The sequence below is a fragment of the Stenotrophomonas sp. RIT309 genome (genome assembly GCF_000632045.1).
Taxonomy (GTDB): Bacteria; Pseudomonadota; Gammaproteobacteria; order Xanthomonadales; family Xanthomonadaceae; genus Stenotrophomonas; species Stenotrophomonas indicatrix.
In genome coordinates, this window is sequence record NZ_JFYS01000001.1 from 48908 (window position 1) to 75092 (window position 26185).

General features: G+C 66.8%; 27 protein-coding genes and 1 pseudogene. 18 read left to right on the forward strand and 10 right to left on the reverse strand.

Annotation, left to right across the window (positions count from 1 at the left end; translation table 11 throughout):
• Positions 1 to 241: 241 nt before the first annotated feature.
• Genes BW38_RS20160 through gspH form a run of 3 tightly spaced genes read right to left on the reverse strand, consistent with a single transcriptional unit; the run spans position 242 to position 1658 of the window.
• Positions 242 to 856 carry a prepilin-type N-terminal cleavage/methylation domain-containing protein gene (locus BW38_RS20160; RefSeq protein WP_032974851.1) on the reverse strand — a complete coding sequence of 205 codons (615 nt, stop codon included), beginning with the start codon at positions 854 to 856 and terminating at the stop codon, positions 242 to 244.
• The gene (gene gspI, locus BW38_RS20155) at positions 853 to 1215 is read right to left on the reverse strand and encodes a type II secretion system minor pseudopilin GspI (RefSeq protein WP_032974570.1); all 363 of its coding nucleotides are present in this window, start codon (positions 1213 to 1215) and stop codon (positions 853 to 855) included. The genes BW38_RS20160 and gspI overlap by 4 nt, the downstream gene beginning before the upstream one ends.
• On the reverse strand, positions 1212 to 1658 hold the full coding sequence (gene gspH, locus BW38_RS20150) for a type II secretion system minor pseudopilin GspH (RefSeq protein WP_032974571.1): 447 nt from the start codon (positions 1656 to 1658) through the stop codon (positions 1212 to 1214). The genes gspI and gspH overlap by 4 nt, the downstream gene beginning before the upstream one ends.
• A gap of 116 nt (positions 1659 to 1774) precedes the next feature.
• On the opposite strand from gspH, the gene BW38_RS20145 reads away from it, so the two are divergent.
• The gene (locus BW38_RS20145) at positions 1775 to 2233 is read left to right on the forward strand and encodes a general secretion pathway protein (protein ID WP_032974572.1); all 459 of its coding nucleotides are present in this window, start codon (positions 1775 to 1777) and stop codon (positions 2231 to 2233) included.
• A 7-nt stretch (positions 2234 to 2240) separates the two neighbouring features.
• On the opposite strand, the gene BW38_RS20140 is transcribed toward BW38_RS20145, so the two are convergent.
• Positions 2241 to 2582: a hypothetical protein gene (locus tag BW38_RS20140; protein WP_032974574.1), complete on the reverse strand. Its 342-nt coding sequence runs from the start codon at positions 2580 to 2582 to the stop codon at positions 2241 to 2243.
• Between the two features lie 201 nt (positions 2583 to 2783).
• On the opposite strand from BW38_RS20140, the gene BW38_RS20135 reads away from it, so the two are divergent.
• The 6 genes from BW38_RS20135 (at position 2784) to BW38_RS20110 (ending at position 9565) form a co-directional block, all read left to right on the forward strand.
• Positions 2784 to 4406, forward strand: coding sequence for a ShlB/FhaC/HecB family hemolysin secretion/activation protein (locus BW38_RS20135; RefSeq protein WP_032974575.1), 1623 nt, complete (start codon positions 2784 to 2786; stop codon positions 4404 to 4406).
• Positions 4407 to 4443: 37 nt separating this feature from the next.
• Positions 4444 to 6228, forward strand: coding sequence for a MotA/TolQ/ExbB proton channel family protein (locus BW38_RS20130; RefSeq protein WP_032974576.1), 1785 nt, complete (start codon positions 4444 to 4446; stop codon positions 6226 to 6228).
• Positions 6229 to 6238: 10 nt separating this feature from the next.
• The gene (locus tag BW38_RS20125) at positions 6239 to 6652 is read left to right on the forward strand and encodes a biopolymer transporter ExbD (RefSeq protein WP_025874382.1); all 414 of its coding nucleotides are present in this window, start codon (positions 6239 to 6241) and stop codon (positions 6650 to 6652) included.
• Between the two features lie 3 nt (positions 6653 to 6655).
• Entirely contained in the window at positions 6656 to 7357 is a 702-nt protein-coding gene (locus BW38_RS20120) for a cell envelope integrity protein TolA (protein WP_051501606.1), read from the forward strand.
• A 42-nt stretch (positions 7358 to 7399) separates the two neighbouring features.
• The gene (locus BW38_RS20115; protein ID WP_032974577.1) at positions 7400 to 9139 is read left to right on the forward strand and encodes a putative porin; all 1740 of its coding nucleotides are present in this window, start codon (positions 7400 to 7402) and stop codon (positions 9137 to 9139) included.
• 96 nt (positions 9140 to 9235) lie between these two features.
• Positions 9236 to 9565 (forward strand): hypothetical protein, encoded by a 330-nt coding sequence (locus tag BW38_RS20110; protein WP_032974578.1) that lies wholly within the window; start codon positions 9236 to 9238, stop codon positions 9563 to 9565.
• Positions 9566 to 9643: 78 nt separating this feature from the next.
• On the opposite strand, the pseudogene BW38_RS21065 reads toward BW38_RS20110, so the two are convergent.
• The 4 genes and pseudogenes from BW38_RS21065 to BW38_RS20090 form a co-directional block, all read right to left on the reverse strand.
• Positions 9644 to 10043 (reverse strand): annotated as a pseudogene (locus BW38_RS21065) (OsmC family protein).
• 80 nt (positions 10044 to 10123) lie between these two features.
• A complete protein-coding gene (locus tag BW38_RS20100) occupies positions 10124 to 10765 on the reverse strand; it encodes a hydrolase (RefSeq protein ID WP_032974580.1) in 642 nt (213 codons plus the stop codon).
• 79 nt (positions 10766 to 10844) lie between these two features.
• Positions 10845 to 11525: a hydrolase gene (locus tag BW38_RS20095; protein ID WP_032974581.1), complete on the reverse strand. Its 681-nt coding sequence runs from the start codon at positions 11523 to 11525 to the stop codon at positions 10845 to 10847.
• A 69-nt stretch (positions 11526 to 11594) separates the two neighbouring features.
• On the reverse strand, positions 11595 to 12461 hold the full coding sequence (locus tag BW38_RS20090; protein WP_032974582.1) for a pirin family protein: 867 nt from the start codon (positions 12459 to 12461) through the stop codon (positions 11595 to 11597).
• A gap of 150 nt (positions 12462 to 12611) precedes the next feature.
• On the opposite strand from BW38_RS20090, the gene BW38_RS20085 reads away from it, so the two are divergent.
• The 9 genes from BW38_RS20085 to BW38_RS20045 all read left to right on the forward strand — a co-directional run bounded on the left by BW38_RS20085 (position 12612) and on the right by BW38_RS20045 (position 22709).
• On the forward strand, positions 12612 to 13538 hold the full coding sequence (locus tag BW38_RS20085) for a LysR family transcriptional regulator (protein ID WP_032974583.1): 927 nt from the start codon (positions 12612 to 12614) through the stop codon (positions 13536 to 13538).
• A gap of 122 nt (positions 13539 to 13660) precedes the next feature.
• The gene (locus BW38_RS20080; protein WP_032974584.1) at positions 13661 to 14164 is read left to right on the forward strand and encodes an RNA polymerase sigma factor; all 504 of its coding nucleotides are present in this window, start codon (positions 13661 to 13663) and stop codon (positions 14162 to 14164) included.
• Positions 14165 to 14246: 82 nt separating this feature from the next.
• Positions 14247 to 15200 carry a FecR domain-containing protein gene (locus BW38_RS20075; RefSeq protein WP_032974853.1) on the forward strand — a complete coding sequence of 318 codons (954 nt, stop codon included), beginning with the start codon at positions 14247 to 14249 and terminating at the stop codon, positions 15198 to 15200.
• Positions 15201 to 15474: 274 nt separating this feature from the next.
• Positions 15475 to 18585, forward strand: a complete 3111-nt coding sequence (locus tag BW38_RS20070; protein WP_032974587.1) for a TonB-dependent receptor — start codon at positions 15475 to 15477, stop codon at positions 18583 to 18585.
• A 56-nt stretch (positions 18586 to 18641) separates the two neighbouring features.
• A complete protein-coding gene (locus BW38_RS20065; protein ID WP_025874394.1) occupies positions 18642 to 19406 on the forward strand; it encodes a Slam-dependent surface lipoprotein in 765 nt (254 codons plus the stop codon).
• 90 nt (positions 19407 to 19496) lie between these two features.
• Positions 19497 to 20957 (forward strand): porin family protein, encoded by a 1461-nt coding sequence (locus BW38_RS20060; protein ID WP_032974588.1) that lies wholly within the window; start codon positions 19497 to 19499, stop codon positions 20955 to 20957.
• A 97-nt stretch (positions 20958 to 21054) separates the two neighbouring features.
• Entirely contained in the window at positions 21055 to 21396 is a 342-nt protein-coding gene (locus BW38_RS20055; RefSeq protein WP_025874396.1) for a type II toxin-antitoxin system prevent-host-death family antitoxin, read from the forward strand.
• 3 nt (positions 21397 to 21399) lie between these two features.
• On the forward strand, positions 21400 to 22053 hold the full coding sequence (locus BW38_RS20050; protein ID WP_025874397.1) for a hypothetical protein: 654 nt from the start codon (positions 21400 to 21402) through the stop codon (positions 22051 to 22053).
• A 35-nt stretch (positions 22054 to 22088) separates the two neighbouring features.
• Complete coding sequence (locus BW38_RS20045; protein WP_025874398.1) at positions 22089 to 22709, forward strand: hypothetical protein; 621 nt, start codon at positions 22089 to 22091, stop codon at positions 22707 to 22709.
• Between the two features lie 49 nt (positions 22710 to 22758).
• On the opposite strand, the gene proP is transcribed toward BW38_RS20045, so the two are convergent.
• Positions 22759 to 24246, reverse strand: a complete 1488-nt coding sequence (proP, locus tag BW38_RS20040; protein WP_032974589.1) for a glycine betaine/L-proline transporter ProP — start codon at positions 24244 to 24246, stop codon at positions 22759 to 22761.
• A gap of 587 nt (positions 24247 to 24833) precedes the next feature.
• Here proP and BW38_RS20035 point away from each other — a divergent pair.
• Both BW38_RS20035 and BW38_RS20030 read left to right on the forward strand, forming a co-directional pair.
• Positions 24834 to 25250 carry a host attachment family protein gene (locus BW38_RS20035; protein WP_032974590.1) on the forward strand — a complete coding sequence of 139 codons (417 nt, stop codon included), beginning with the start codon at positions 24834 to 24836 and terminating at the stop codon, positions 25248 to 25250.
• Between the two features lie 5 nt (positions 25251 to 25255).
• Positions 25256 to 25579: a thioredoxin family protein gene (locus BW38_RS20030; RefSeq protein WP_025874401.1), complete on the forward strand. Its 324-nt coding sequence runs from the start codon at positions 25256 to 25258 to the stop codon at positions 25577 to 25579.
• 66 nt (positions 25580 to 25645) lie between these two features.
• On the opposite strand, the gene BW38_RS20025 is transcribed toward BW38_RS20030, so the two are convergent.
• Entirely contained in the window at positions 25646 to 25894 is a 249-nt protein-coding gene (locus BW38_RS20025) for a hypothetical protein (protein ID WP_025874402.1), read from the reverse strand.
• Between the last annotated feature and the right edge of the window lie 291 nt (positions 25895 to 26185).

A 26185-nucleotide genomic window follows, 5' to 3' on the forward strand; every position in this document is an offset into this window, starting at 1 on the left:
CAGCCATCAGCGGTGAGGACCACCGACACGGCGCCGCCGGGCGCGGGACAGCGCCCGGCGGCAGGAGGGCGGTAGATCCGCGCCATGCGTGGACGCCTCTCAGTAGATCCACGCCACGCGTGGATGCCTCTCAGTAGATCCACGCCATGCGTGGATGGCTGGGTCAGCTTCAGTGCCGACCAACGGTCGGCACCCACCAGAGCAGGCTTGGCAGTAGATCCACGTCATGCGTGGATGCGCCTCAGAGCGCCAACACCCGCCGGTAGTTCAACGGCCCGCGTCCATCACGCAACCCCAACCGCAACTCCAGACCGGTAGCCGGCAAAACCTCCCCCTGGCTCGGCAGCATCGCCCAACCCACCCTTGGCTGCCACGCCCGCACCTCGAAGCGCTGCACATCACGTGCCACCAGCAACCCGCGCGTTGGCTCGGGCGCAGGCAGCGGATAGTGATCGGAAGGCGCACCGCTGGCGCGCCACAACGTGCTGCCTTGCCGCCACCAGCGAACGCGCTGCCACTGCAGCCCATCACTGCCGACGCTGCGGGTGATCTCCAGCGTGAAGCCACCATCGGGGTGGCGCTCACTGGTCAACGACGGCGGCAACAGCCGCGCAGGCTGATCGGCCGGTCGCACCGCGCCGTTCATCAGCGCATCGTCAGCGCGCATCTCGATATCACGTTGGAACTGCTGCAGCACCCGCATCGCCGTGCTGGTCTCGGCATCGGCCTGGCGCAGGCGCTGGTCACTGTTGGCCACGCTGTCCAGTGCGCGCCAGCAGATCACCGCCAGCACGCCCATGATGGTGATGGCGATCATCACTTCGATCAGGGTGAAGCCGCTCGCCGCGCGTTTCATGGCGCCGGCGTCCAAGGCAACTGCAGGCGCGTCAGCGATTGTTCCGGTGCATCTTCGGCCACCACGCTCAGCTCCAGTTGCGGTTGCCCGTCGGCGCCACTGCCCAGGTGCTGCTGCACCAGGAAGCGGGTGCGCCCCTGCAGGCACAGCAGGCGCGCATCGCCGGGAGGCTGTGCGGACAGACGCAGCTCCTGCCAGCGGTCCTGCGCGCACAACAGGGCCAGCCGACGGTCACGCAGACGCGACTGGTCATCGGTCGCCACCGCCACCGAGCGCATCACCGCCGCCAATGCGATGGCCACGATGGCCAACGCGATCAGCACCTCGATCAACGTGAATCCGTGTTGCTGCCGTTTCACTGCAGGACCTGCAATTGTCCGCTGCCATCATCACGAAGACGCAGTCGACGCCCGTCCAGCGACAACGTCAGCTCCCACGGCACGCCGATCCATTCGGGGCTCAATTCGATGACGGCCGTCGGCTCCACTTTCATGCCGTGGGTCTGCCACTGCTGGGGGCGAAGCAGGTCATCGCGCCGCAGCTCGACCCAGCCTTCGCCGTCGCGGCGGCTGAAGCGATAGCCTTCTGCGCTGGCCTGCCAGCGGATGGGCCGACCATCGATGCGTGCTTCATCGCGAGCGACCTGCAGGCGCTGCGCCAGCCGCTCCGATTCCTGGCGCAGCTGCCGCGCAGGGTCGAGCAGGCTGCCCAGGCCGAGGCCGATACCCGCCGTGCAGATGCCGATGATGACCAGCACCACCATCAGTTCGATCAGGGTGAAACCGCGTGGTCTGCCTTGCATCGCACATCGCTTCCCGTCCTTGCCGATACCTGCCAGCGTAGGCGCGGATGATGAAACAAAAGCGTCAGCGTCAGCTGCTAGCGTGGCCGCACAGGAACCTGGCGAAGGTGCGGAACATGGACGGCAGGCGTTGGGATCGCAATCGCACGTTGACCCTGCTGGCGGCCATGCTGCTGCTGACCGTGGCGGGATACTGGGGCATGGCCCTGTTCATGGCGCCGGCTCGCGTTTCCGCCGCCACGGTGCAGATCGCCGTACCCGCTGCCCCGGCCTTCGACGACGCTGCGAGCGCACCGCTGGTGCGGCTGCTTTCGCCAGGTGCAGTACAGACCGAGGTGACCGTGCTGGGGGTGATGGCAGGGCGGCAGGCGCCACTGGCATTGCTGTCGGTGGATAGGGCACCTGCCCAGGCCTATGCGCCGGGGCAGCGGCTTGGTCCATCTACCGTATTGGCAGCAATCAGCGCGAACGCGGTTGAACTGCAGCAGGCAGGACAACCGCGCTCGCTGCCCGTGCCCGAACTGCCGCCGCTGCCCACCGATGGCATCGTTCCCGCCGCGCTGGGGCGGCACTGAACACGGCTCAGCGCGCTGGACGCTGCGGCACCACCGAACGCCCGAACGCATCGCCCATGCGCTGCCGCGTGCCCTCCAGGTTGTACTGCAGCAACTGGTTGCCGGGCTTGCGCATCAAGCGCTCGGCCTCGGGAAGATTGGGATGGAGGGCGTTGTTCTCTGCCGGCGCCAGCTTGCGTTGCAGGCAGTCCCAGGCGGGGATGCGCTCGCCATTGACCTGTACTTCGATGCATGGCGCTGCATCTGCCTGTTTGGCAGCCTGGTCGGCCCGCGCCCAGGGCGAAGCCAGAGCCAGAACCAACGTCAGGCAGAGGGCAGGGCGGTTTGGCGTAAGCAGAGTGGTGTGCATCCTGAATCACCCGAGGCAGCAAGCGCTTTGCAATGAAGACGTGTGCCAGGCGAAGTGTCCGCCTGCGCCTGTTTCAGCATCGTCAACAGATGACAGTGCTGTCACAAAACTGTTGGCGGTTTTGACGCGGCCTGCACGTCCTGTTGGTAGACCCACGCGCCGCTCCCTGGCCATTCCCTTCGATACGACGCGATGCCTTCGATGACTCCCGTTCCGTGCCGTGCCGTTCGCCTTCCGCTGCGCCTGCATCCCTTGCTGCTGGCCTTGGCCTCGCTGCCGTCTCCAGCGTTCGCGCAGGACGCCGCGCCAGCGCCCACGGTGAACATCAACGAGTACATCGTGCGCGGCAACACCGTGCTCGATGCGCGCCAGATCGAGCGCGCGGTCGAACCGTTCCTCGGCCCCGGCAAAACGCTCGCCGATGTCGAGAAGGCGCGCGATGCAGTCAACGCGCTGTACCAGCAGGCCGGCTACCAATCGGTCTATGTGGAGCTGCCCGAGCAGCAGGTCAACGCGGGCGTGGTGCTGCTGAAGGTGCAGCAGACGCCCATTGGCCAGCTGCGCGTGGTCGGTGCCCGCCATGACTCACCCGAGCGCATCCGCGAGCGGGTGCCGTCGTTGGCTGAAGGGCGCGTGCCCGATTTCGACCAGGCACAGAAGGAACTGACGGCGCTGAACGAAGGGGGCCGCCGCCAGGTGATGCCATTGGTGCGCGAAGGCCAGGTGCCGGGCACCATGGATGTGGACCTGCAGGTGGAAGAGAAGTCGCCCTGGCGTGCCAGTGCGGCGCTCAACAACGACCACAGCGCCGATACCGAGAAGCTGCGCCTGAGTGCATCGCTGGCCCACGACAACCTGTGGCGGCGAGGACACAGCGCGAGCATCGGCGTGTTCATCGCGCCGGAAGACACCGACCAGGCCAAGGTGTTCTCCGCGTCCTACACGGTCCCCTTCGAGGGCACGCCGTGGAGCCTGGAAGCATCGGGCTACAAGTCCGACAGCCGCGTACTCAATGCCGGCGGGCAAGGCGGCGCAGGCACGGGCACCGGCACCAACGTGATCGGCAACGGTCATTCGATCGGTCTCAAGCTCAACTACCGCCTGCCGGGCAGCAGCGCTTGGTGGCGCCAGCTCAGCCTCGGCGTGGACTTCAAGGACACCGAAGAAGACACGCAGATGGGCAAGGACAGCCTGAAGACGCCCTTGAAGTACGCACCGGTCACGCTGGCCTTCGTCGGCGTGCGCCAGGGCGAGCACGATCAGCTGAGCATCAACACGCAGCTGGTGGCGGGAACCCGGCGTCTGTTCGGTTACGGCAGCAACGCCACCGATTTCGGTCAGAAGCGCTACTGGGCCGATCCGAGTTTCGTGGCGTTCAAGGCCGATGTCTCCAACACGCACACCTTCGGCAACGACTGGCAGTGGTATGCGCGCGGCTCGCTGCAGGCGACCGATGCACCGCTGGTCTCGGCCGAACAGTTCGCCGCCGGCGGCATGTACACCGTGCGCGGCTACCTGTCGGCCGAAGCGATCGGCGACTACGGTGGCCTGGCCAACCTGGAATGGCGCACCCCGGCGTGGTCGCTGTGGAGCGGTACCGACCTGCGGCTGTACAGCTTCGCCGACGCGGCCTACCTGCGCCTGCGTCAGCCGCTGCCGGAACAGCGCGACAAGTACAACCTGGCGTCGGTCGGGCTGGGCGCGCAGCTGCGCCTGGGCGAACACCTGCAGCTGCGCCTGGACTACGCCTGGCCCTACGCCGATGGCCCGGTCACGCGCAAGGACGACCCGCGGCTGCATTTCAACATCAGCACCAGCTACTGACCCTTCCCTTGAGATGCGTTCTCCGGAGACCTTTTGCATGGACCGTCTGCTTTCCCGAATGTTGCTGCTGTTGGCTGCGCTGATCGCGCTGCCCGCCGCCGCGGCCGATGCCAACTGGTGGCAGGCCGAATGGAAGTACCGCAAGCCGATCACCGTCGACGCAGGCCCACAGGGCGCGGGGTTGACCGGCAACCCCGGGCGTACGCCGCTGCTGCTGCGCCTGCATACCGGGAACTTCGGTTTTGATGGCACCCAGGAGGGTGGCAACGACCTGCGTTTCGTTTCTGCCGACGGTCGCACCGTGCTGGCCCATCAGATCGAGCAGTTCGACCCGAACCTGGGCCTGGCCCTGGTCTGGGTGGACGTTCCGGCACTGACCGCCAGCGCGCCGCAGACGATCTGGATGTACTACGGCAATGCGAAGGCACCGGCCAGCGGCAACGGCCAGCAGGTGTTCGATCCGGACTACACGCTGGTCTACCACTTTGCCGAGGCCAATGCGCCGGCGCGTGATACCACGGCCTACGGCAACACGGCCGGCGCGGCGGTGCCTGCGGCGGAAAGCACGGTGATCGGGCGTGGCGTGCAGCTGGGCGCTGGTCCACTGCCGCTGCCGGCCAGTGCTTCGCTGGCACAGGAGGCGGGTGCGCCGCTTACCGTTTCTGCCTGGATCAAACCGGGCGCGTTGACCACCGCGCAGGCGATCTATGCGCGCCGCGATGGCAGCGCCGAGCTGGTGGTAGGTATCGACAACAGGGTGCCGTTCGTGCAGCTCAACGGTCAACGCAGCACGCCGGCGCAGCCGATTCCGGAAGGGCAGTGGGCGCATGTTGCGCTTGCCGCCGAGAAGGGGTCGCTGCAGCTGTATCTGAACGGTCGCGTGGTGGCCCAGCTCAGTGGTGAGCTGCCGGCACTGACTACCGCAGCGGTGGTGGGTGCCGATGCGCCGGGCGCGGCGCAACCGCTGGCCAACTTCGATGGCGCGCTGGATGAACTGCGCATCTCACGCGTAGCACGCCCGGCGGCGCTGCTGCTGGCCGATGCCACCGCGCAGGGCGCCGATTCGCGCCTGATCAGCTACGGCGCCGACGAGCAGTCGGCCGGGCAGAGCCACTTCGCCTTCATCCTCAAGGCGATGCCGTTCGACGCCTGGGTGGTGGTCGCCATCCTCGGCCTGATGATGCTGTTGTCCTGGGCGATCATGATCGCCAAGAGCCGTCATTTCGGCCGCACCAGCAAGGCCAATGCGGTGTTCACCGAGAGCTTCAGCAAGCTCTCCGGCGTGCCGCTGCGCACGTTGTCCGAGATGGACCGGCAGGGCAAGGTGCCGACGGCGATGCACGATGGCTCGCTGTGGCGCATCTACCAGGTGGCCATCGATGAAATGCAGCAGCGTCATCAGCGCGATGGCAACTCCGGCTACCTGAGCGCGGCCACCATCGCCGCCATCCGCGCGTCGATGGATGCGGTGATGGTGCGCGAACAGGAAGCGATGGCGAGGCGCATGAACTGGCTGTCGACCACCATCGAGGGCGCACCGTATGTCGGTCTGTTCGGCACCGTGATCGGCATCATGCTGGTGTTCGTGGTGGCGGCGATGGCCGGTGCGGTGGACATCAACTCGGTGGCCCCGGGCATGGCGGCAGCGCTGCTGTGTACCGCCGCCGGCCTGGGCGTCGCGATTCCTGCGCTGTTCGGCTACAACTGGCTGGGGGCACGCGCCGAAGCGATCGGCGCCGACATGGCGGTGTTCATCGACGAGTTCGCCGCCCGCCTGGCCGAAGAGCAGGACGGGCGCGGCCCGGCCGTGGTCCAGGGCTGAGGGGCCGGCCATGGGCTACAAGGCGAAGTTCGGCATCAAGAAGCGCGAGAAGGGCATCAACGTGACGCCTTTCGTCGACGTGCTGCTGGTGGTGTTGGTGATCTTCATCCTGACCAGCAACGCCTCCATTCCCGGCATCGAGGTCAACCTGCCGAAGGCCAGCAACAGCACCGCACTGGAGAAGCCCAAGACCAAGGCGATCACCATCGACCCCAGTGGCCAGGTGTTCCTGGATGCCTACCCGGTGACGATGACCGAGCTGGAGGACCGCCTGCGCACCGAACGGGCAACCTCGCCGGATTTCCCGGTGATCGTGCGCGGTGATGCGCAGGTTCAGTACGCACGCGTGGTCGAGGTGCTGGATCTGCTGCGCCGGCTGGAGCTGGCCCAGGTCGGCCTGGTCACCGGCAAGGCGCAGGGCTGAGGCATGGCCGGTCATCGACCACCCCTGCAGGAGCCCGGTACGCGCGGACGCCAGTTGCTGGTGACGATCGCGCTGGTGCTGGCGGCGCTGCTGGTACTGGGTGTTGCCGTGTGGTGGCTGCTGTTCAAGGACACCGCCAGCACCCGCCGGCCGGTGGTGCAGCCGCCGATGCTGGCGTTGCCACCACCGCCGCCGCCTCCACCACCACCACCGGAAAAGCCGCCTGAGCCGGAGACGCCGCCGGAAGAGACCGTGCCCGAGCCGGAGCCGCTGGAACAGCCAACGCCGGCCGAAGAACCGACGCCGACGCCGGACAACGCCGACCCGGTGACCATGGACGCCGATGCACAGGCCGGTGGAGACAACTTCGGCATCCAGTCGGGCAGCGGCGGTGGCTCGTCCGGCGTTGGCCGCGGCGGTGCCGGCAACGCCAGCTATGGCCGCTACCTGGGCTATCTGATGCAGCAGGCGATTTCGCGCGATGCGCGGGTCAAGCGCCTGGCGTTCCAGCTGCAGGTGAATGTCTGGCTGGCGCCCGATGGCCGGCTGGAGAAGGTCGAGCTGGTGCGTGGCAGCGGCAACGAAGAGGCCGACGTGGCCGTGCTTGAAGCACTGCGACAGATCGGCAAGGTCGACCAGATGCCACCAGCGTCGCTGGATTTCCCCGCGCGCGTGCTGATCCAGGGGCGCCGTCCCGGCGCGTGACCGATGACTTCCGTGATTTCCCTTCTTTCGATGAGAACCGTGATGAACGACCACGACCGCGCTCGAACCGCATCCCGCCGCCCACGGCCGGCCCGACGGGCGTTGCTGTGCTGCGCCGTACTGCTCAGCCTGGCCGCGCCGGCCGGTGCGATGGCTGCCGAAACCACCATGGTCAAGTTGATCAAGGGGCTGATCGCCAGCGGCGCGCTCAAGCCCGAAGACGGCCAGGCCCTGTTGGTGCAGGCCGAAGCAGAAGCGGCGGCTGCGCAACGCGGCACCGCGGTCAGCGCAGCCAGCAGCGGTGGGGTGGCGCTGGAAGCCGGTGATGTGCGTGTGCCGTACGTGCCGCAGAGCGTGCGCGATGGCATCCGTGATGAGGTACGCCAGGACGTGATGGCGCAGGCCAAAGCCGAGGGCTGGGCCGCGCCGAACGAGGTGGCCGAGTGGACCAAGCGCATCAAGGTCAGCGGTGACATGCGTGTGCGCAGCGAATCGCGCTTCTACTCCGAGCGCAATAGCGACATCGAGACCAACTGGGCCTCGGTGAACGCCGGCAACGGCTTCGATACCAACAACAACACCAACCTGCAGCTGCCGCCGCTGCTCAACACCCGCCAGGACCGCCGCAATCTGTGGCGCATCCGCGCACGCCTGGGCATCGAAGCGACGATCGGCCAGCACACCACCGCAGGCGTGCGCCTGGCCAGCGGCAGCAGCAACGGGCCGGTGTCCACCACCGAACAGCTTGGCGGTGGCCTGGGCAAGAAGGACGTGTGGCTGGACCAGGCATGGCTGGCCTACAGCCCGGCCGACTGGGTGACGGTGCGCGGCGGACGCTTCGGCAATCCGTTCTGGACCAGTGACACGCTGTTCTCCAACGATCTGAACTTCGACGGCCTGGCGGCCAATCTCAGCTACGACCTCGCCGAGGACGTCGGCCTGTTCGGCAACCTGGCGGTGGTGCCGTTGGAGTACACCTCCGACAGCGCGCCCAGCCAGAGTCGGGTGAAGACGCCCAACGAGAACAAGTGGCTGTCCGGTGCGCAGGTGGGGGTGAACTGGCGCTTCAACGATGACAACAGCCTGCGTGCGGCGCTGGGCTACTACGATTTCAAGAACATCAGTGGTCGCCTGTCGTCTCCCTGCGCGCTGTACGCCGGCGCGGTCGGTTGCGATACCGACTGGTCGCGGCCGGCGTTCATGCAGAAGGGCAACACCCTGATGCTGATCCGCGACATCGCCCGCAACCCGTTGGATCCGGCCAACACGCCCACGCCGCAGTACGTGGGCCTGGCTTCTGCCTTCCGCCTTGCGACCTTCAACCTGCGCTGGGATACACAGCTTGCGCAGGACATCGGCATGCGCCTGGAGGCGGACTACATCCGCAACCTGGCCTATGACAAGCGGGCCATGTTCGCGCGGGCCAACAATGGCATCGTCAACAACTACGGTGCCGGTGGCAGTGCCAGCATCGACACCTTCCGCAGTGGCGACACCGCCTGGATGCTGCAAGCCACCTTCGGCGCCACCGAGCTGAAGGAGAAGGGGCAGTGGCAGGCCCTGCTGGGCTACAAGCGGATCGAGGCCGATGCACTGCCCGATGCCTACAACGATCCGAACTTCCACCTGGGCGGCACCAATGCGCGCGGCTACTACGTGGGCGGCGCCTATGCGCTGGACGCCCGCAGCTGGATCAGCGGCAAGTGGATGGCGGCCAAGGAAGTGTCGGGCCCGCCGTTGTCGATCGACGTGTTCCAGCTGGAGTTCAATACCGGTTTCTGATCGGACAGCGTGACCACAGTCACGACACGTGTGGCGGGGGCGCGGCAATGCGCCCGTCTAGGAAAGGAGACCACGCGTTGCACAAAGGAGGAGTGGATGAGCCGTCGTAAACTGTTCGAGAGTTCCGAGCCCGCCGCGCAGGCACTGGGCATCGGGCCGGCCTATGTCTCGGTGGAGGGGTTGCGCCAGCACCTGGCCGAATTCCTGCTGTATGCAGGACGGCCGGTCGTCATCATGCGCGGGCGCAGCGAGGTCGGCTATTTCCTGCCGGCACGCTGCTGGCGCCAGCGCGAGGATGATCCGCTGGCTGCCGCCGCGGCCGATCAGCTGCTCGATGCCGCCGGCTTCCAGGCCGAAGACATCCAGCAGGTCGAACAGGAATTCAACGCCATGCGCCAGCGCACCGTGCTGCATTCGCGGCGTTGAAACCAGGGCCGCGGGGCATGGCCCGGCGCTACCTGATGGCGCCAGGCTCCTCCGGTAGCGCCGGGCCATGCCCGGCGATCAGGCAGCAGCCCCGCGCTCGCTGGTGATCCGTGCACCTTCGCGCATCACCAGCGTCACCGGGGTCTTTTCCACCACCCTCCAGCAAGCGCTGCCACTGCGCATCGCTCAGCTCGGCGGTGGAATGCAGCACGCGGTGCACATGGAAGCGTCCATCCGCATCACGTTCGGAACGCAGCTCGGCGTGGAACTCGCCCAGCTCCCAGCCCTTGCGCTGCGCGTACATGCGCAGGGTGATGGCGGTACACGCGGCCAGCGAGGCCAGGTACAGGTCGAACGGGGCGAAGCCCTTGCCCTGGCCGCCGAGTGAAGCGGGTTCATCGGCCGCGACATCGAAGTGGCCGTTGCTGATGTGGTGCAGGTAGTTGTCGGCGGTCGAAACAATGCGTGCGTAGGCCATGGGAATTCCCGGTTGTAGGGCCGAGCCATGCTCGGTTGCAGGAAAAGGCGGCGCCAGCCGGAGCCGGAGCCGCCAAGGAATCACTCGGTACGATCGTACGAGAACTGGATGCCGGCCGTGCCACCGGTTTCGATGAAGAGATTCATGAAGGCCGGCACGGTCTCCGCCCGTACCCAGTCGCGCTGCAGTTCGCAGAACAGCTGCGTCACGCTGATCAACTGGCCGCCGGCCTGTTCGATGCGGCGCAGCGCGGCATCATGCGCGGCCAGCGACGTGCCGCCCACCGCGTCGACCACCACGTAGACCTCATAGCCTTCCTTCAGCGCATCCAGCGCGGGGAAGGTCAGGCAGGCTTCGGTCCACAGCGCGGTCATGATCAGTTTCCTGCGGCCGGTGGCCTCCACCGCCTTGCGGAACTCGACATCTTCCCAGGAGTTGATGGTGGTGCGGTCGTAGGTCGGGTAGTCGCCCAGCACCTTGCGCAGCTGCGCGATCGGCGGCTTGTTCAGGCCGGTCTGCACGTTCACGGTCGAATGCACGATCGGCAGGCCATAGGCGACCGCCGCCTTGGCAGTGCCGACGATGTTGTTGACCAGCAGCTGGCGGTCCATCGAGGCGATGGAGTTCACCTGTACCGGCTGGTAGTCGATGATGATGAAGACGGAATTCTGCGGGGTCAGCAGGTGGTCGCTGACGGGGTCGCGGATCGGTTCACTGGCCATGGGGGTGTCCTGGTCGGGGTTGGCTTGCGGTGGTGCCGGCGGCGTGCCGGCAGGCGGAAATCGCCGCGGATGCAGCGGCTCAGCTACGCTGCGAATCCAGCTGCTCGTGGTTCTTCTGCACGTCCTGCGCTTTCTGGTAGCTCTCGATCAGCAGCTGGTAGTTGGGGAAGATCTGCGTGTAGATCGCGGCCCAATGCTGGGCGTCCTCGCGGTTCCAGGTGCGCTGGATTTCCGAGGCGACCGCAGCGGTATCCATCGGCACCACACCGGCCTGCACCACGCGCGCCAGGGTGATTTCCTCGGCCATCTTCGAATAGGTGCCGGAGGCATCGACCACCGCGAACACCTGGTAGCCGTCGGCGACGGCGGCAATGGAGGGGAAGGCCATGCAGACGCTGGTGATGGTGCCGGCAATGATCAGCTGGCTGCGGCCGGTGGCCTTCACCGCGGCGACGAATTCGGGGTTGTCCCAGGCGTTGATCTCGCCCCGTCGCGCTACGTATTGCGCATGCGGTGCGGCGTCATGGATCTCCGGGATCAGCGGGCCGTTCGGCCCCTGCGGTACCGACGCGGTGGTGATCACCGGCATCTTCGCCAGCGTGGCCATCTTCGCCAGGGCGGTGGCGTGCGCGCGTACCGAAGTGAACGGCATGTCACCGATGGTCTGGAACAGGCCACTCTGGTGGTCGATCAGCAGCATCGCGGCGTTGTCCGGGTCGATCACCGGGCGGGCGCCGTTGAAGTTGGCGGGGGTACTCATGGTCAGTCTCCTGGGGAGGGGGCGAAGGCCCGGAATGCGGCGGGCGGTTGCCCGCCGCAATGCAGTGGATCAGTGCGCGATCTGGCCGAAGCGGCCGCCGTTGAAATCGCTGACGGCCTGGCTGATCTCGGCCTGGGTGTTCATCACGAACGGGCCATAGCCCACCACCGGCTCGTCGATGGGTTCGCCGCTGAGCAGCAGCACGGTGGCGTCGCTGTCGGCGTCGATGAACACGTCTTCGCCGCTGCGGTCGAAGGTCACCAGCTGTGCTTCGCCGACTGCCTGGCCACCGTTGATCCGCACCGTGCCCTTCAACACCACCAGCGCCAGGGTGCGGCCGTCGGCCACCGGCAGCTCGGCGTGCTGGCCCTGCAGCAGGCGGATGTCCCACACGTCCATCGGGGTATGCGTGCGGGCCGGGCCGGCATGGCCATCGAATGTCCCGGCGATGACGCGTACGCGGCCGGCACCGTCGGGCAAGGCCACTGAAGGAATCTGCGCATCGAGCAGGGTCTGGTAGCCCGGTGCGCCCATCTTGTCCTTGGCGGGCAGGTTGACCCACAGCTGCACCATGTCCAGGGTGCCGCCGCGCTTGCTGAATTCCGGCGTGTGGAATTCCTCGTGGAGGATGCCGGAGGCAGCGGTCATCCACTGCACGTCACCCGGGCCGATGGTGCCGCCGGCACCGGTCGAGTCGCGATGGGCCACTTCGCCTTCGTAGACGATGGTGACCGTCTCGAAGCCGCGATGCGGATGCTGGCCGACCCCGCGCGGGGTCTCGCTGGGCGGGAAACTGTACGGCCCGGCGTAGTCCAGCAGCAGGAACGGGCTCAGGTGTTGGCCGTGGGTGTTGTAGGAGAACATCGAACGGGCGGGGAAGCCGTCGCCCACCCAGTGCGGGCGGGGGGCGCTGTAGGTACCGGTGACACGCTTCATGGCGATCTCCTGACCGGGGCAACCGGTCGCTGTTTTTCGTTGCGGAGACGATATCGACGTGACAATGGCCCCGGTAGTCGGCAGAATTTGCCGTCATAGTCCTATTTCGTGAACGATGGAGGCCCAGCAAGGGCCGCAGGAGATCGTCCCGTGTTCATCGCCGACATCCGCCGCTGCGATCTGAACGACCTGTTCTACTTCGCCATGGTGGTCGAGCATGGCGGCTTCTCGCAGGCCGGGCGCGCGCTGGCCATGCCCAAGTCCAAGCTCAGCCGCCGCATCGCCCTGCTGGAGGAGCGGCTGGGTGTCCGCCTGATCCAACGTTCGACCCGCCGCTTCTCGGTCACCGAGATCGGCCAGGACTACTACCGGCACTGCAAGGCGATGCTGGTGGAGGCCGAAGCGGCCGAGGAGGCCATCGCGCTGTCGCGTGCCGAGCCACGGGGCACCCTGCGGCTGGCCTGTCCGATCGCACTGCTGCACGCGCGCATTGGCGCCATGCTGGCTGACTTCCTGGCCCTGCATCCGCAGGTGACCCTGCAGCTGGATGCCACCAACCGGCGCGTGGACGTGGTGGGCGAGGGCGTGGATGTGGCCATCCGCGTGCGCCCGCCACCGCTGGAGGACAGCGATCTGGTGGTGCGCGTGCTGGCCCGCCGCATCTGGTGCACCGCTGCCAGCCCGGCCCTGCTCAAGCGCATGGGTACGCCGAAAGTGCCGGCTGATCTGGCGATGATGCCGACCGTGGACCTGGCATCGCCCGCCCAGGTGCATGCCTGGGAATACGCCGGGCCTGAGCAGGTGCAGGCCAGCGTGCACCACCGCCCGCGGCTGGTCAGCGATGACATGATCGCCCTGCGCAGTGCGGCGGTGGCGGGTGTCGGCGTGCTGATGCTGCCGCGGATGATGATCACCGACGAACTGGCCAGCGGCGCGCTGGTGCCGATCCTGCCGCAGTGGCAGCCCAGGCACGGCATCGTGCATGCGGTGTTCCCGTCGCGGCGCGGCCTGCTGCCGGCGGTACGCGCGTTGATCGACTATCTGGCCGAGCGTTTCGAGGCGCTGGAAGAGCCGTAGATCCAGGCCGTGCGCGCAGCGTGGCGGATGACCGGGGGTGCAGGATCGGCGGTTGCCGCCTACACTCCCGGTCCGGACCGTCGCCATCACGCCCATCATTCCCCGGTCCGGCCTTGGCACTTATGTCTCCCAATGCCCTGGCGCTGATCGAGCTGTTGATCCGCGAGCGCCGTGCGTTGTCCCGCTTCATTGCCCGCTACCTCGACCCGTCCAGTACCGAGGACACCCTGCAGAACCTTTATCTGAAGGCCAGCAGCGTGCCCGGCGATCCGCCGATCCTGGAACCGCGCGGGTATCTGTACCGCATGGCCTACCACCACGCGCTCAACCGCAGCCAGGCCGACGCACGCGAACGGCGGGCGATGGCGGAGTACGCCAGCGACCTGGCCGATGCCAGCACTGATGGCCAGGCGCAGGCGCTGGACCAGGCCCAGCTGCGCGAGATCAGCCAGACCATCCTGGCGCTGCCGCCGCAGGTGCGCGAGTGCTTCGTGCTCAACCGCTACCTGGGGCTGAGCGAACGCGAGATCGCCGAGCGCCTGGGTATTTCCAAGAGCGTGGTGGGCAAGTACGTGCTGCGCGCGGCCCTGCTCATCCAGCAGCACCAGCGGGGAAGCCGCGCATGACCGGCATGTGCCGTGGGCAGATGCCGCTCGCCGTTGTCTCAACTGTAAGGCGCACCCGTTGGTGGTGCCGCAGGCCACAATCATGACTACGTCCATACCCTCGCCGCGTCAGGCCAGGCAGGCGTTGCGCTGGGTGATACGGTGCAATGCGGGCCGGTTGCCGGAGCGCCAGCAACGCGCCCTGCAACGCTGGCTGCAGGCCGATCCCCGGCATGCCGATGCCTGGCGCCAGCAGCAGGCCTTCTGGCAAGGCCTGGATGCCGCCGGCCCGGATGTCCTGGCTGCGCTTCCGGAGCTGACAGCCGAACCCGCGCTGCGGCTGCTGCAGCCGCGTCGTCGACTGCCTTGGCTGCTGGCCAGTGCGGCGGTGCTGCTGCTTTCGGTAACAGCGGCGCCGCACGCGTGGCTGCTGGTCCGCAGCGACGTGCGCAGCGACAACGCGCCGCGCACGGTGCAGCTGCAGGATGGCAGCACTGCCATATTGGATGCAGGCAGCGCGCTGGCGCTTGATTTCAGCGCCGGCCAGCGCCGCCTGCAGTTGCTGCGTGGCAGGGCCTGGTTCCAGGTGGCGCACGAAGCACGACCGTTCCGGGTGGAGGCTGGCGGTGGCGAGATCCGTGACATCGGCACGGCGTTCAGCGTTGCACTGCAGGATGCCGTGGTGACCACCGAGGTCAGCCAGGGCGAAGTGGAGATCAGGCCGGGTCATGTCGCCGCGCAGCGGCTGCAGGCGGGGCAGGCACGCGCGTTCCGTGATGGCCGCTGGCTGCAGCCGTTGCAGCTGGCCGATGTGGAGGCCATCGCACCGTGGCGACGCGGCGAGATCGTCATTGATGATCTGCCTGCGCAACAGGCGATCGAGCGCCTTGCCCGCTATCGGCGTGCGCCGGTCTGGGTTCTGCACGGTCAGGGCGCGCAGGTGGCGGTGAGTGGGTTGTTCCACCTGCAGCAGCCGGATGCGGCGATTGCCGCAGTGGCCCAGCAGGCCGGTCTGCGCAGCCAGCGCCTGCCGGGCGGCGCGTTGTTGGTGTGGTGATGCCACGGGGTAGCGGGTGAGTTCATCCACGCATGGCGTGGATCTATTGGCGTGATTCGTGTTAATCCACGCATGGCGTGGATCTACTCGGGTGCGTGGTAGATCCACGCCATGCGTGGATGATCTGTCGATCAACAAGAAAAACCGTGGGCAGATCCGATCCCACCTTGTCTCTAGTGGTATAGCCAGAGCGAAACCGCGTTTCTTCTCAAGCCAACCGAACCGCGTGCACCCGACGTGCGCACGGTCCCGCCACCTTGAGGAGTCACCGTTCATGCCGTTCCCGGCATCCGCCCGTCATCGCCGCGCCACCATCCTCGCCCTGGCCATCGCCACGGCACTGGTTCCCTTCGCTTGGGCGCCGACCGCCCGCGCCCAGGCCGCTACCGCCTCCGTGCGCGCGTATGCCATCCCCGAACAAGCTCTGGCCGACGCAGTGCGCAGCTTCGGTCGCCAGTCGCAGGTGCAGGTGGTGTTCCGCAGCGATCTGGTGGAAGGGCGGCGCTCGCGCGCAGTGCAGGGCCAGTACAGCCCCACCGAGGCACTGGACCAGTTGCTGCAGGGCAGTGGCCTGCGCGCGCAGCAGGAGCCGGGCGGTACCTGGACCCTGCAGGCCGCCGCCGATGACGGCGGGGTGGTGGTCACCGACACGCTGAAGGTGGGCGGGCGCCTGCAGGCCGACGGTGGCGAAACACGTGATCGTTGGGGATACGACGACGTGTTCGCGCTCGACCTGAGTACGGCCTATTCCGGTCGCGACCGGGTGGAGCGCTATCGCGGCGCCAACCCGGCCGACGTGGTCAAGGACCTGGTCGGTGTGTTCAGCGGCGACGCCCGCAACAGCGGCGCGCTGGACCTCAACATCCGCGGCATCCAGGGGCCGGGACGGGTGCCGGTCAGCATCGACGGCGGCGAGCAGGCACTGACCGTATGGCGGGGCTACAACGGCGTCAGCAACCGCAACTACATCGATCCCAACCTGATTGGTGGCATCCAGGTCATCAAGGGGCCAGCGTTGGTGCGCGATGTACACAGCGGTATCGGCGGAGCGATGGTCATCAAGACCCTCGACGTCGACGACATCGTGCCGGCCGGCGAGCGCTTCGGCGGGGAGCTGAAGATCGAAGGCAGCAGCAATGCGGTCTCGCCGCGCCTGCCACGGCTGCACACCGGCGAGGACTACCGCACGGTGGAGGGGTTCCCGCAGTCGTCGCCGGCCTCGCCCTATGCTGACCGCACCCTGGTGGTGCCAGTGAAATCGCGCAGTGGTGACAACCCGTTCGATGGCGATGACCAGGCCTGGCGCCTGGCGCTGGGCTGGCGCGGTGAGCGGGTGGACGTGATGGCCGCCTACGCGTGGCGCAAGCGCGGCAACTATTTCTCCGGCAGCAAGGGCAGTGCGTACTACGACCAGGACCCGCGCGAGCAGTACGAATACCAGGGCATCGACTACATCACCACGCTGGCGCGCTACTTCAAGCCGGGTGATGAAGTGCCCAACACGTCCAGCGAACAGGAGTCGTGGCTGCTGAAGGCCACCTGGCAGATCACCGACGACCAGCAGCTCAAGGCCACCTGGCGGCACACGCTTTCGCACTATGGCGAGATCATGCCCTCGCGCATCCTGTCCGCACCGGATTACGGGCGCATTCAGTGGCCGCTCAGCCGGGTCGATTCCGATGCCTGGAACCTGGAATACCGCTGGCAGCCGGCCGGCAGTCGTTGGCTCGACCTGCGCGCCAACCTGTGGCGAACCGAAACCAACAGCGATACCTACACCGCCGGTGGCTTCCCCAACTTCGCCTCGGGCAACCCCGATTGGGATTCCAGCCGCAGTCCGATCCTGCGCAACACCGCGCTGGCCAATGCCCGCAACGACCGTACCGGCCTGACCCTGAGCAACCGCTTCGGCCTGCATTCCACGCTTGACCTGACCGTGGGTGGCAACTGGCAGTACGAAACACTGCGCTCGGGCGATCCGTACTTCGGCGTAACCGACGGCTGGCGCATGTACCCGCGCGCCGGCCGGCGCCAGGAAGGCGAGGGCTACCTGAGCCTGGAATGGCGGCCGGTCGAGTTCCTTACCCTCAACGCCGGTGTGCGCTACAGCCGCTACTGGGCGTTCGACGATTTCCTGCAGGCGCATCCGGAGCTGCTGACCCGCAGTGTCGGCAGCAAGGAGGCGCGCTACCGGGTCAATGAGCTGCCACCACGCCCCGCCAGCCTGCAGGGAGAGATCGATGCGATCGAATCGGAGCGTGAGTTCTGGGAAAGCATCGGCATGGGCTCGCTGGTCGACGACCTGCTGAAGAACCTGCTGAGCAAGTACGAAACGCCGGTGCCGGTGGAGCACAGCATCGCCTGGGCAGCGGATGCCGATGGCAACTACACGCGAGCCAGCAACCCGTGCCTCAACGGCCAGGTGGCCGCCATCCCCGGGCTGCTGCCGATGGTGCTCGGTACCGACCAGACCTGCCGGGTGCAGAACGCCGTGCAGGGGCAGGCGGTGCAGGCGCACAACAGCCGCCGCCGCGACCATGCCTGGCTGCCCACGTTCTCGGCCACCGTGCATTTCTCGCCTGCTGCGCGCCTGTATGCCCGCTACACCGAGGCCAAGCGCTTCCCCAGCATGTTCGAAAGCACCATCGCGTTTTCCAGCAGCCTCAATCCGCTGTATCCGCTCAAGCCCGAACACGCTTACAACTACGAGCTGGGTTATGTGCACAACCTCTCTGCGCTGTTCGACGGCACCGCCGATGCGGACGTAAAGCTCAGCTACTACGTGCAGAAAACCCGCGATGTGATCGAGCGCGATGCGTACTTCCTGTTCGACAACATCGACAAGCAGACCCTGCGCGGCATTGAGCTGCAGGCGCGCTTCGACAACCGCCGCTTCTTCAGCGACCTGGGCATCGCCCGCGCCCTTGAAAACGAAGTGTGCGACGAAAGCACCGCAGTACAGCTGGATGCCAACCGCGGCCTGGTGCCCAACTGCGTGCAGGATGGCTTCGTCGGTGGTTACTTGCTGACCCAGGCCGTGCCGAAGCTGTCGGTGAACCTGTCGCTGGGCACCCGCCTGTTCGACGAGCGGCTGGAACTGGGCAGCCGCATCGTGCACTACCAGCGTCACCACAACCCGGACCTGCAGGCCTACCGCGACCGCTTGCTGGCCGGCGGCAGCAGCCTGCTGTGGCAGAACGTGCCGTTCACCTGGGGAAACATCACCACGGTGGATGCCTATGCGCGCTGGCGCTTCAACGACCACGCCAGCGTCGAACTGGTCGGCAGCAATCTCGGCAACCGCTACTACGTCGACCCGGCCACGCGCTCCACGCTGCCGGCGCCCGGTCGCACCCTCAAGCTCGCAGTCACCGCGCGCTTCTGACGCCTCACCGATTCAAGCGTTGTACCTGTAGTTCCCTCAATCCAAGGAGTTTTTCCATGAAAATGTTCTCCCGCTCCCTGCTCACCGTGGCCGCCAGCCTGGCCCTGGCCGGTGCCGCCCATGCTGCCGATATCGTCGGCGCCGCCAGCGCCGTCACCGATCCGCAGTTGAACGTCAATGTCGGCGAATCGCAGGTCAACGGTGGCCCGCACGTCGCTGGCAAGGCCGGCATCGGCGTCGGCACCGTGTCCGGTGGCACCCGCGTGGACTTCCAGGGCCTGAGCGCCTATTCGGCACCCACCACCGTCAACGGCACCACCGTGCGCACCCTGGCCATGCCGATCACCGGCACCCCGGGCAACCACGCCGGCATGGGCCACTTCAACTTCGTCAAGGTGGGCAGCGGCGATGTCTGGTTTGGTGAATGGTCCAAGGATGGCGCCGCCGGTGGCTTCAACAACCGCCAGGTCTATTTCGCTGGTGACCGTGCAGGCACCACGTTGCCGGCAGGCGTGGCCACCTACAGCGTGGCGGGCCTGAACAAGTTCAACGGCAGCAACCTGCTGACCGGTGCGTTCCGCGCCGACTTCGGTGCCGGCACCCTGCGCGGCCAGATCGCCGGTGGCGGCCTGACCGTGGGCGTCAACGCTGCCATCAACAGCGCCAATGCGTCCTTCGCAGGCACGGCCGTGGCCAACGGCTCGGTGTCGGGCAGCACCCAGGGCCAGTTCTTCGGTGCCAACGCCGCCACCCTGGCCGGCATCGCCACCTTCGCCGGCAACAGCCAGTACGACACCGCCTTCGGCGGCAGCAAGAACTGATCGCCACGCCCCTGACGGGGCAGGGCAGGGACAAGCCGCGATCCGCCAGTCCCTGCTTCGGCCCGCGATAGTGCTTCAACCGGATCGAACATGCGCCACCTTCTCTTTCTTGTCGTCCTGCTGCTGGCCTGGCCGCTCAACGTTGCCCACGCGCAGCAGGATGACCTGCGCCGTGTGCTCGAACAGGGCAGCGAGCTGCGTCATCAGCAGCAGGACCAGCAGCGCCTGCGCCAGGCCGAACACGAGCGACCGACCATCACCCTCGACGGCCAGCAGTACCGCGTGGAGCGCACTGTCGACGACCTCGGCCAGGCGCTCTATCTCGCGCTGCAGCACCAGCAATGGCAGGCCGCGGCCGCCTTCCTTGCCGAGTACATCGAACTGCCTGGCCACGATCCGCTGCTGCGCCACTACGCGCAGGGTGCGCTGGCGCGCGTGGGTGGCCAGCACGGCAAGGCCGCGGCCGAATACGAGGCCGTGCTCGCCACGCAGCCGGACTTCCTGCCGGCGCGGCTGGAACTGGCGCGTGTGTATGCCGAAGACCAGCGCGACCGCGATGCCATCGCCCTGTTCGAGGCGATCGCAGCCGGCATCGCTGGCGGCGACCCTGCAACGGCGGGCGTGCGTACGCGGGTGGACGGCTACCTGCAGGCCCTGCATGCACGCCAGCGCTGGAAGGGTGGCATCGCCGCCGGCCCCGCCTGGAGCGACAACGTCAACCGCAGTTCGGCCAGCCGCACCTGCCTGTTTGGTGACGGCACCACCTGCTTCATCGAACGCCGGTTGCCCGATGCACAGGCAGCGTTCGGCCTGGACTACGACGGCAGCCTGGAACGGCGCCTGCCGTTGGCCGGCCACCATGGGCTGTACCTGCGCGGGCTGGCGTTCGGCCAGGCGTGGCGTGGGCACAGCGACTACAACGAGCTCAATGCCAGCGTGCAGGCCGGCTACAGCTGGCGCAGCGCACGGCATACCTTGCTGCTGGCGCCCAGCTACGATTACCAGGGACTCGGCAACCACGCGCTGCAGGGCGGTGCCGGCATGCATGGCGAATGGCAGTTCGCCGCAGATGCGCGCAGCCTGCTGAAGCTGGAAGCCGACTGGAAACGCCAGCGCTATCGACAGCAGGGCGTGGCGAGCAACTACGACGGTGAACTGGCGGCGATCTATGCCACCTGGTTCCGCGCGCTCAACCCGCGCTGGACGGTGTTTGCCGGGGTCGACCTGAGTGACAGCAGCGCCGCCGATCCCGCCAATGGCTACCGGCAACGCGGCCTGCGCCTGGGCGCAGCGCGCCAGTGGAGCGGCACCACGGCCACGGTGTTCGTGTCGCTGCGTGAGCGTGACTACGATGCCTGGAGCCCGTTGCTGGAGGCGCGTCGGCAGGACAGCGAGCAGAACCTGATCGCCATCGTGCGCAGCGAGCGCCTGGCCGTGGCTGGGCTGATCCCCAGCCTGAGCCTGCGTTACGCACGCATCGACAGCAACGTGGACTGGCTGTACAGCCACGACCGCAGTCTGCTGAGCCTGAAATGGGAACGGGCGTTCTGAGCCGTCGGGCGCGGCGCAAAGGCGGGGGCAGTCCATTAATCCCCAATTTGGCCAAATTGGGTATAGTGGCCACATATCCTTCCGCTGGAGCCGTGCCATGACCCTCCCGCTCGACCTGCCCGGCCTGGACAAGGCCCCGGCATCCTCGGTCAAGACCCGTGGCTGGCCCAGCCTGATGCGTACCGTGCGCGAGAAGCAGGCGCTGGTCATCACCAACCACAATCACCCCGAGGCGGTGATCGTGGACATCAAGACCTACCAGGAGCTGTTGGCCAGGGCCAGTGGCAGCGACAGCGAAGAGCGCAGCGACGTGCTCTCGCGCCTGCGCAGCGAGTTCGACCAGGCGCTGGCCGGGCTGCAGCAGGGTGAGGGGCTGGGCAAGGTGATGGGCAAGCCGATCCGCCGCGGCCACAAGGTCGCGCTCGGCCGTCCGCTCTGAATCATGGGGCGGATCCTGGCGTTGGCCGGCGTCAATGGCGCCGGCAAGAGTTCGCTGCTCGGCACATGGCTGGAGGCCGACGGCCTGGGCTGGTACAACCCGGACAGCTTCACCCGGCGCCTGGTGGAGGCGGGCTGGCCGTTGGCCGACGCCAACGCCGAAGCGTGGCAGGAGGGCGCACGACGACTGCGCCAGGCGATCGCCGACGGCAGTGACTTCGCCTTTGAAACCACCCTGGGCGGCAACACCATTCCGCGCCTGTTGCGCGAGGCCTGCAGCCAGCATGATGTGGCGATCTGGTTCTGCGGGTTGGCCACCGTCGAACTGCATGTTGCCCGCGTGGCGGCCCGCGTTGCTGGCGGTGGCCACGACATCCCGCAGGACAAGATCCGCGCACGCTTCGATTCCGCGCGCGAGAACCTGTTGGCATTGATGCCGCACCTGGCCGAACTGCATGTGTATGACAACAGCGCGCCGGCCGATCGCTATGGGCGTGTTGCCCCCTTGCCGGTGCTGGCGCTGGATCGCCAGGGCCTGCAGTATCCGGTGTCGGTGGTGGAGCTGCTGCACACCCCGGACTGGGCCAAGCCCATCGTCATGCGCGCGATGGAACTGCATGCCGACAGTACGCCGCTTGCCGGCCCGCCTGTGCGATGATCCGAGCCCGCAGATTCATTGATCGAGGAACACGGATGTACGAGCGGAAGCACTGGCAGGCCACTGGCCTGCGCGCGCTGGTGGCGGCCATGGCATTGACGGTGGCGGCACCGCTGCTGGCTCAGGATGCAACGCCGGCCGATGCCAAGGTCGAGGCGCCGAACGAGCCGATGAGCTACGACAAGGCACGCCGCACCGCCGAGGCATCGCTGCGCCTGCACCCGGGCACCGACAGCCAGTACGACTACCGCCCGCTGTGGGCCGGCAATGCCGACCTTGATGGCGACGGCCGCCCGGAGATCATCTATCTCTACACCGCGACCCAGACCGGCAGCGCGATGCAGCTCAACGAGCTGGTGGTGATGACCCCGCTGGCCGAAGGTGATGCGCGGGGCCAGGCCACGTCACCCGGCAAATCCGCCTATGACGACGAAACCTACGCGTTGATCCGCGCCTCGGGCTACGCCGATGACGCCAGCGTGCATATCCCCGGCGAAATGGAAACGATCACCATGGACGGTGACCGTATCCGCGTGACCTTCAACAGCACCCGCAGTTCGAAGCTGTGCGTGCGAGGCAAGGTGGCCTGCCCACCGGAAGGTCAGCATGCCTGGGTGTACCGCTGGAGCCCGGGCAAGCTGACCCGCGCCGACTAGCCCTGTGCTGACGGCAGCGCCAGGCAATGCCTGGCGCCACCGCAGCCACTCAGGCCGGGGTCACCTGTTCCGGTTCGGCCACGTCCGGCAACGGCGGCAGGGCGCGGTCCACCGTGACCGGTGCGTCGCTCTTCAACAGCGCAGCCGCCTCCTTGTCGCAGCCCACGGCCGGCGGCGAACCGCGCAGCGGCAGGCCGGCGGTTTCCTTCACGAAGATCATCGTGATCAGGCCGATCACCGCCGCGCCCATCAGGTAGTAGGCCGGTACCAGCGGATCGCCCGTGCGTTCCACCAGCCAGGCAGTCACCAGTGGCGTGGTGCCACCAAACAGCGACACCGACACGTTGAACGCAATGGAAAGCGCGCTGTAGCGCACCGGCGTATAGAACAGCGCCGGCAGCGTGGACGGCATCGAACTGGTGAAGCACACCAGCGCCAGGCCCAGCAGCATCAGGCCAAGGAAGATCAGCCCGTCGTTGCCGCTGCCCACCAGCAGCAGGCTCGGCACCGCCAGCACCAGCAGCGCGATGCAGGCGCCGATGATCATCGGCCGCCGGCCCAGCTTGTCGCTGAAAAGGCCACCCACGATGTTCAACGGCATCATCACCAGCATCACGATGATGATCAGCAGCAGGCCCTTGCTCTCCGCATATCCCATGGTCACGCTCAGGTAGCTGGGCATGTAGGTCAGCAGCATGTAGTCGGTCACGTTGAACACCAGCACCAGGCCCATGCAGACGATCAGCTGGCGGCCGTGCACGCGGAACAGGTCGACCAGGCCGGGGCGCTCATGGTCGCGCTTGTCGGCCTCTTCGGCGAACGCGCGGAACGCTGGCGTTTCCTCCAGCCGCATGCGCATGTACAGGCCCAGCAGGCCGAGTGGGCCGGCCACCAGGAACGGAATGCGCCAGCCCCAGTCCAGCATCTGCTCGCTGCTCAACAGCATGTGCAGTGCAGTCACCGTACCGGCACCGGCGATATAGCCGCCCAGCGTGCCGAACTCCAGCCAGCTGCCCATCAGGCCGCGGTTGCGGTCGGTGGAGTACTCGGCGATGAAGGTCGCCGCGCCGCCGTACTCGCCGCCGGTGGAAAAGCCCTGCACCACGCGGGCGAGCAGCAACAGCACCGGCGCCCAGATGCCGATGCGTTCATAGGAGGGAATCAGGCCGATGGCGAACGTACCCAATGCCATCATGATCATGGTGAAGGCCAGTACCTTCTGGCGCCCGTAGCGGTCGCCCAGAGGCCCGAAGACCATGCCGCCCAGCGGGCGTACCAGGAAGGCCACCGTGAACGTGGCGAACGCGGCAATCACCTGCGCGGTGGGATTGCTGGAGGGAAAGAACACCTGGCCGATGGTGACGGCAAGATAGCCATAGACACCGAAGTCGAACCATTCCATCGCATTGCCCAGTGCAGCGGCGCCGACGGCGCGCTTGAGCATGGGTTTGTCGACAACGGTGATCTCGTCGACCTTCAGATGGCGGCGGCGTTTGAACCAGCCGAAATGGGCATGGGCATCGGAGTTGTCCTGCATGGGGACTCCCTTGGAAGAATGGAAATGGCGTTGGAATGGGCGGTACGAATGTCCCGGAATTCGGAAACGGCGATGCTGGCGCAGCAGGCGCAGGGGCATCGGATGGAAGACCCGGAAGGGGGCGAAAGGCGTGTGCGATGAAACGCCGCGCACGCAACACGCATTGCCCGCTGCCAGAACGCAGAGCGACATGCAGGACGAACGGATGGGTCCGATTACGTGTCAGCGCACGCGCGGGTGGGGCAGGCGCAGGGAACAGGCGGGGCAGGGCCCGCAGGCGTCATCCGCCGGGATCCAGCGCGAGGCGATGGAAAGGCGAGGGAGAGGCAATGATGGAAAGCGAAGCGCCGGTCGGCAGTGCTTCCCGCAGGCCAGCAACAGGTGCTGACGTGCAGTGGGTCATGTCGATCATGCGTTCATGATAACGGTTACAGTGTGAGCGTGCCGAGAATCGCGCCAGTACGAACGCAGCGTTCCATGATGCCTGTTCATGCACATGACCCACGCACATCGAATGAACATGTTGTGCTCGCCTCGCTCACGCCACGGCTTTTACGGTGGCCACGAACCAACGCAAGGAGTAACGCATGACCCGTCGCATTCCCGAAGGCACCCTGGTTATCGTCGCCGATGGTGGCTCGGCCCGCGTGTTCACCAACGTCGGCAACGAGCACAAGCTCACCCTGAAACAGGAAGGCGAGCTGCGCCTGCAGGACATCAGCGAACAGGGTGTGTCCGGTCAGGGGCCATCCGGTGCGGTGCCCAAGGACATGTCGATCTCGCAGCTCAACGAGGCGACCTTCGCCAAGCAGGTGGCCGAGCAGCTCAATGAAGACGCGCTCAACAACCGTTATGCGCATCTGGTGCTGATTGCCGATCCCACCACGCTGGGCCGCATCCGTCCGTTGCTGCACAAGGAGACGCAGTCTCGCTTGCTGGCCGACATCGCCAAGGATCTCACCAACGCGCCGCTGGAAGACATCCAGCGCACGCTGCAGGCGTAACCGGCATGCCCTTCATGCGTGATCATGTGGCAGCCGAGCCGGCCCGCGCGGAGGTGGATGCGCAGGCCGGTTGGCTGTTGCTGGAATTCGGTGCACCGTGGTGCGGCCATTGCCAGGCCGCGCAACCGGCACTGCAGGCTTTCGTCGAGGCACATGATCTGCCGCACTGGAAGATCGAAGACGGCAAGGGCAAGCCGCTGGGCCGCTCGTTCCAGGTGAAGCTGTGGCCCACCGTGATCCTGTTGCGTGATGGCACGGAAGTGGCGCGCGTGGTGCGGCCGGTGGATGCGGCAGATCTCGCCACACTGCAAAGCGCGCTGCCCGATTGAGTGGCCTCTTGAGTGGCCTCCATGGAGCCGAGCCACGCTCGGCTCATTTCCCCGGCGATGTCCGCTTCAATGCAGCGTCACCCGCACATGCTGCTCGCGCAGTTCATGCAGCAATCGCCGGCCATGCTGGCTCAACGCCATCATCGCAACAGTGATCTTCTGCAGGCTGTAGCCCGGGCGCAGATGCGCCTGCGGGTCGGCCGGTTCGTTCTCGCCGATCATCATCGCCATGCCCTCGGCGGTGTTCAGGGCGTGCTCGATGCGGAAGAACAGGGATTCCATTTCCGGGGTCAGGATGGGCGGTTCATGCGACATGCGATGGCTCCTTGAGGGGACGTGGCCACCGCAAGGGTGGCGGGCGGTGCGGGGTTGGAACTTCGGCTGAGCTACGAGAAAAGCCGGAGGGCCATGCGGCCGCCGCGCACCGCCCGCCGCAGTCACGGCAAGCAGCTCTCGTAGCTCATTCCGGGGTTCCACACCCGGCAGCGGTGTTCGCGCTGCGCGGATATCCTGCACACGCATTGGCGGTCTGTTCCACCCGGCATTGCATCTGGACGTCTCCATTTACGGGCTGAGTTGTTTCATTAGGGCCCATTCCGACAATTG

Coding starts and splice junctions, on each gene's coding strand:
- proP (WP_032974589.1), bottom strand. CDS start 24,246: ATGCAGGACAACTCCGATGCCCATGCCCATTTCGGCTGGTTCAAACGC.
- BW38_RS20110 (WP_032974578.1), top strand. CDS start 9,236: ATGAGCCGTCGTAAACTGTTCGAGAGTTCCGAGCCCGCCGCGCAGGCA.
- BW38_RS20115 (WP_032974577.1), top strand. CDS start 7,400: ATGAACGACCACGACCGCGCTCGAACCGCATCCCGCCGCCCACGGCCG.
- BW38_RS20160 (WP_032974851.1), bottom strand. CDS start 856: ATGAAACGCGCGGCGAGCGGCTTCACCCTGATCGAAGTGATGATCGCC.
- BW38_RS20050 (WP_025874397.1), top strand. CDS start 21,400: ATGGGGCGGATCCTGGCGTTGGCCGGCGTCAATGGCGCCGGCAAGAGT.
- BW38_RS20100 (WP_032974580.1), bottom strand. CDS start 10,765: ATGGCCAGTGAACCGATCCGCGACCCCGTCAGCGACCACCTGCTGACC.
- BW38_RS20035 (WP_032974590.1), top strand. CDS start 24,834: ATGACCCGTCGCATTCCCGAAGGCACCCTGGTTATCGTCGCCGATGGT.
- BW38_RS20080 (WP_032974584.1), top strand. CDS start 13,661: ATGTCTCCCAATGCCCTGGCGCTGATCGAGCTGTTGATCCGCGAGCGC.
- BW38_RS20130 (WP_032974576.1), top strand. CDS start 4,444: ATGGACCGTCTGCTTTCCCGAATGTTGCTGCTGTTGGCTGCGCTGATC.
- BW38_RS20070 (WP_032974587.1), top strand. CDS start 15,475: ATGCCGTTCCCGGCATCCGCCCGTCATCGCCGCGCCACCATCCTCGCC.
- BW38_RS20145 (WP_032974572.1), top strand. CDS start 1,775: ATGGACGGCAGGCGTTGGGATCGCAATCGCACGTTGACCCTGCTGGCG.
- BW38_RS20025 (WP_025874402.1), bottom strand. CDS start 25,894: ATGTCGCATGAACCGCCCATCCTGACCCCGGAAATGGAATCCCTGTTC.
- BW38_RS20135 (WP_032974575.1), top strand. CDS start 2,784: ATGACTCCCGTTCCGTGCCGTGCCGTTCGCCTTCCGCTGCGCCTGCAT.
- BW38_RS20095 (WP_032974581.1), bottom strand. CDS start 11,525: ATGAGTACCCCCGCCAACTTCAACGGCGCCCGCCCGGTGATCGACCCG.
- BW38_RS20030 (WP_025874401.1), top strand. CDS start 25,256: ATGCCCTTCATGCGTGATCATGTGGCAGCCGAGCCGGCCCGCGCGGAG.
- BW38_RS20120 (WP_051501606.1), top strand. CDS start 6,656: ATGGCCGGTCATCGACCACCCCTGCAGGAGCCCGGTACGCGCGGACGC.
- BW38_RS20045 (WP_025874398.1), top strand. CDS start 22,089: ATGTACGAGCGGAAGCACTGGCAGGCCACTGGCCTGCGCGCGCTGGTG.
- BW38_RS20140 (WP_032974574.1), bottom strand. CDS start 2,582: ATGCACACCACTCTGCTTACGCCAAACCGCCCTGCCCTCTGCCTGACG.
- BW38_RS20075 (WP_032974853.1), top strand. CDS start 14,247: ATGACTACGTCCATACCCTCGCCGCGTCAGGCCAGGCAGGCGTTGCGC.
- BW38_RS20090 (WP_032974582.1), bottom strand. CDS start 12,461: ATGAAGCGTGTCACCGGTACCTACAGCGCCCCCCGCCCGCACTGGGTG.
- gspH (WP_032974571.1), bottom strand. CDS start 1,658: ATGCAAGGCAGACCACGCGGTTTCACCCTGATCGAACTGATGGTGGTG.
- BW38_RS20055 (WP_025874396.1), top strand. CDS start 21,055: ATGACCCTCCCGCTCGACCTGCCCGGCCTGGACAAGGCCCCGGCATCC.
- BW38_RS20060 (WP_032974588.1), top strand. CDS start 19,497: ATGCGCCACCTTCTCTTTCTTGTCGTCCTGCTGCTGGCCTGGCCGCTC.
- BW38_RS20125 (WP_025874382.1), top strand. CDS start 6,239: ATGGGCTACAAGGCGAAGTTCGGCATCAAGAAGCGCGAGAAGGGCATC.
- BW38_RS20065 (WP_025874394.1), top strand. CDS start 18,642: ATGAAAATGTTCTCCCGCTCCCTGCTCACCGTGGCCGCCAGCCTGGCC.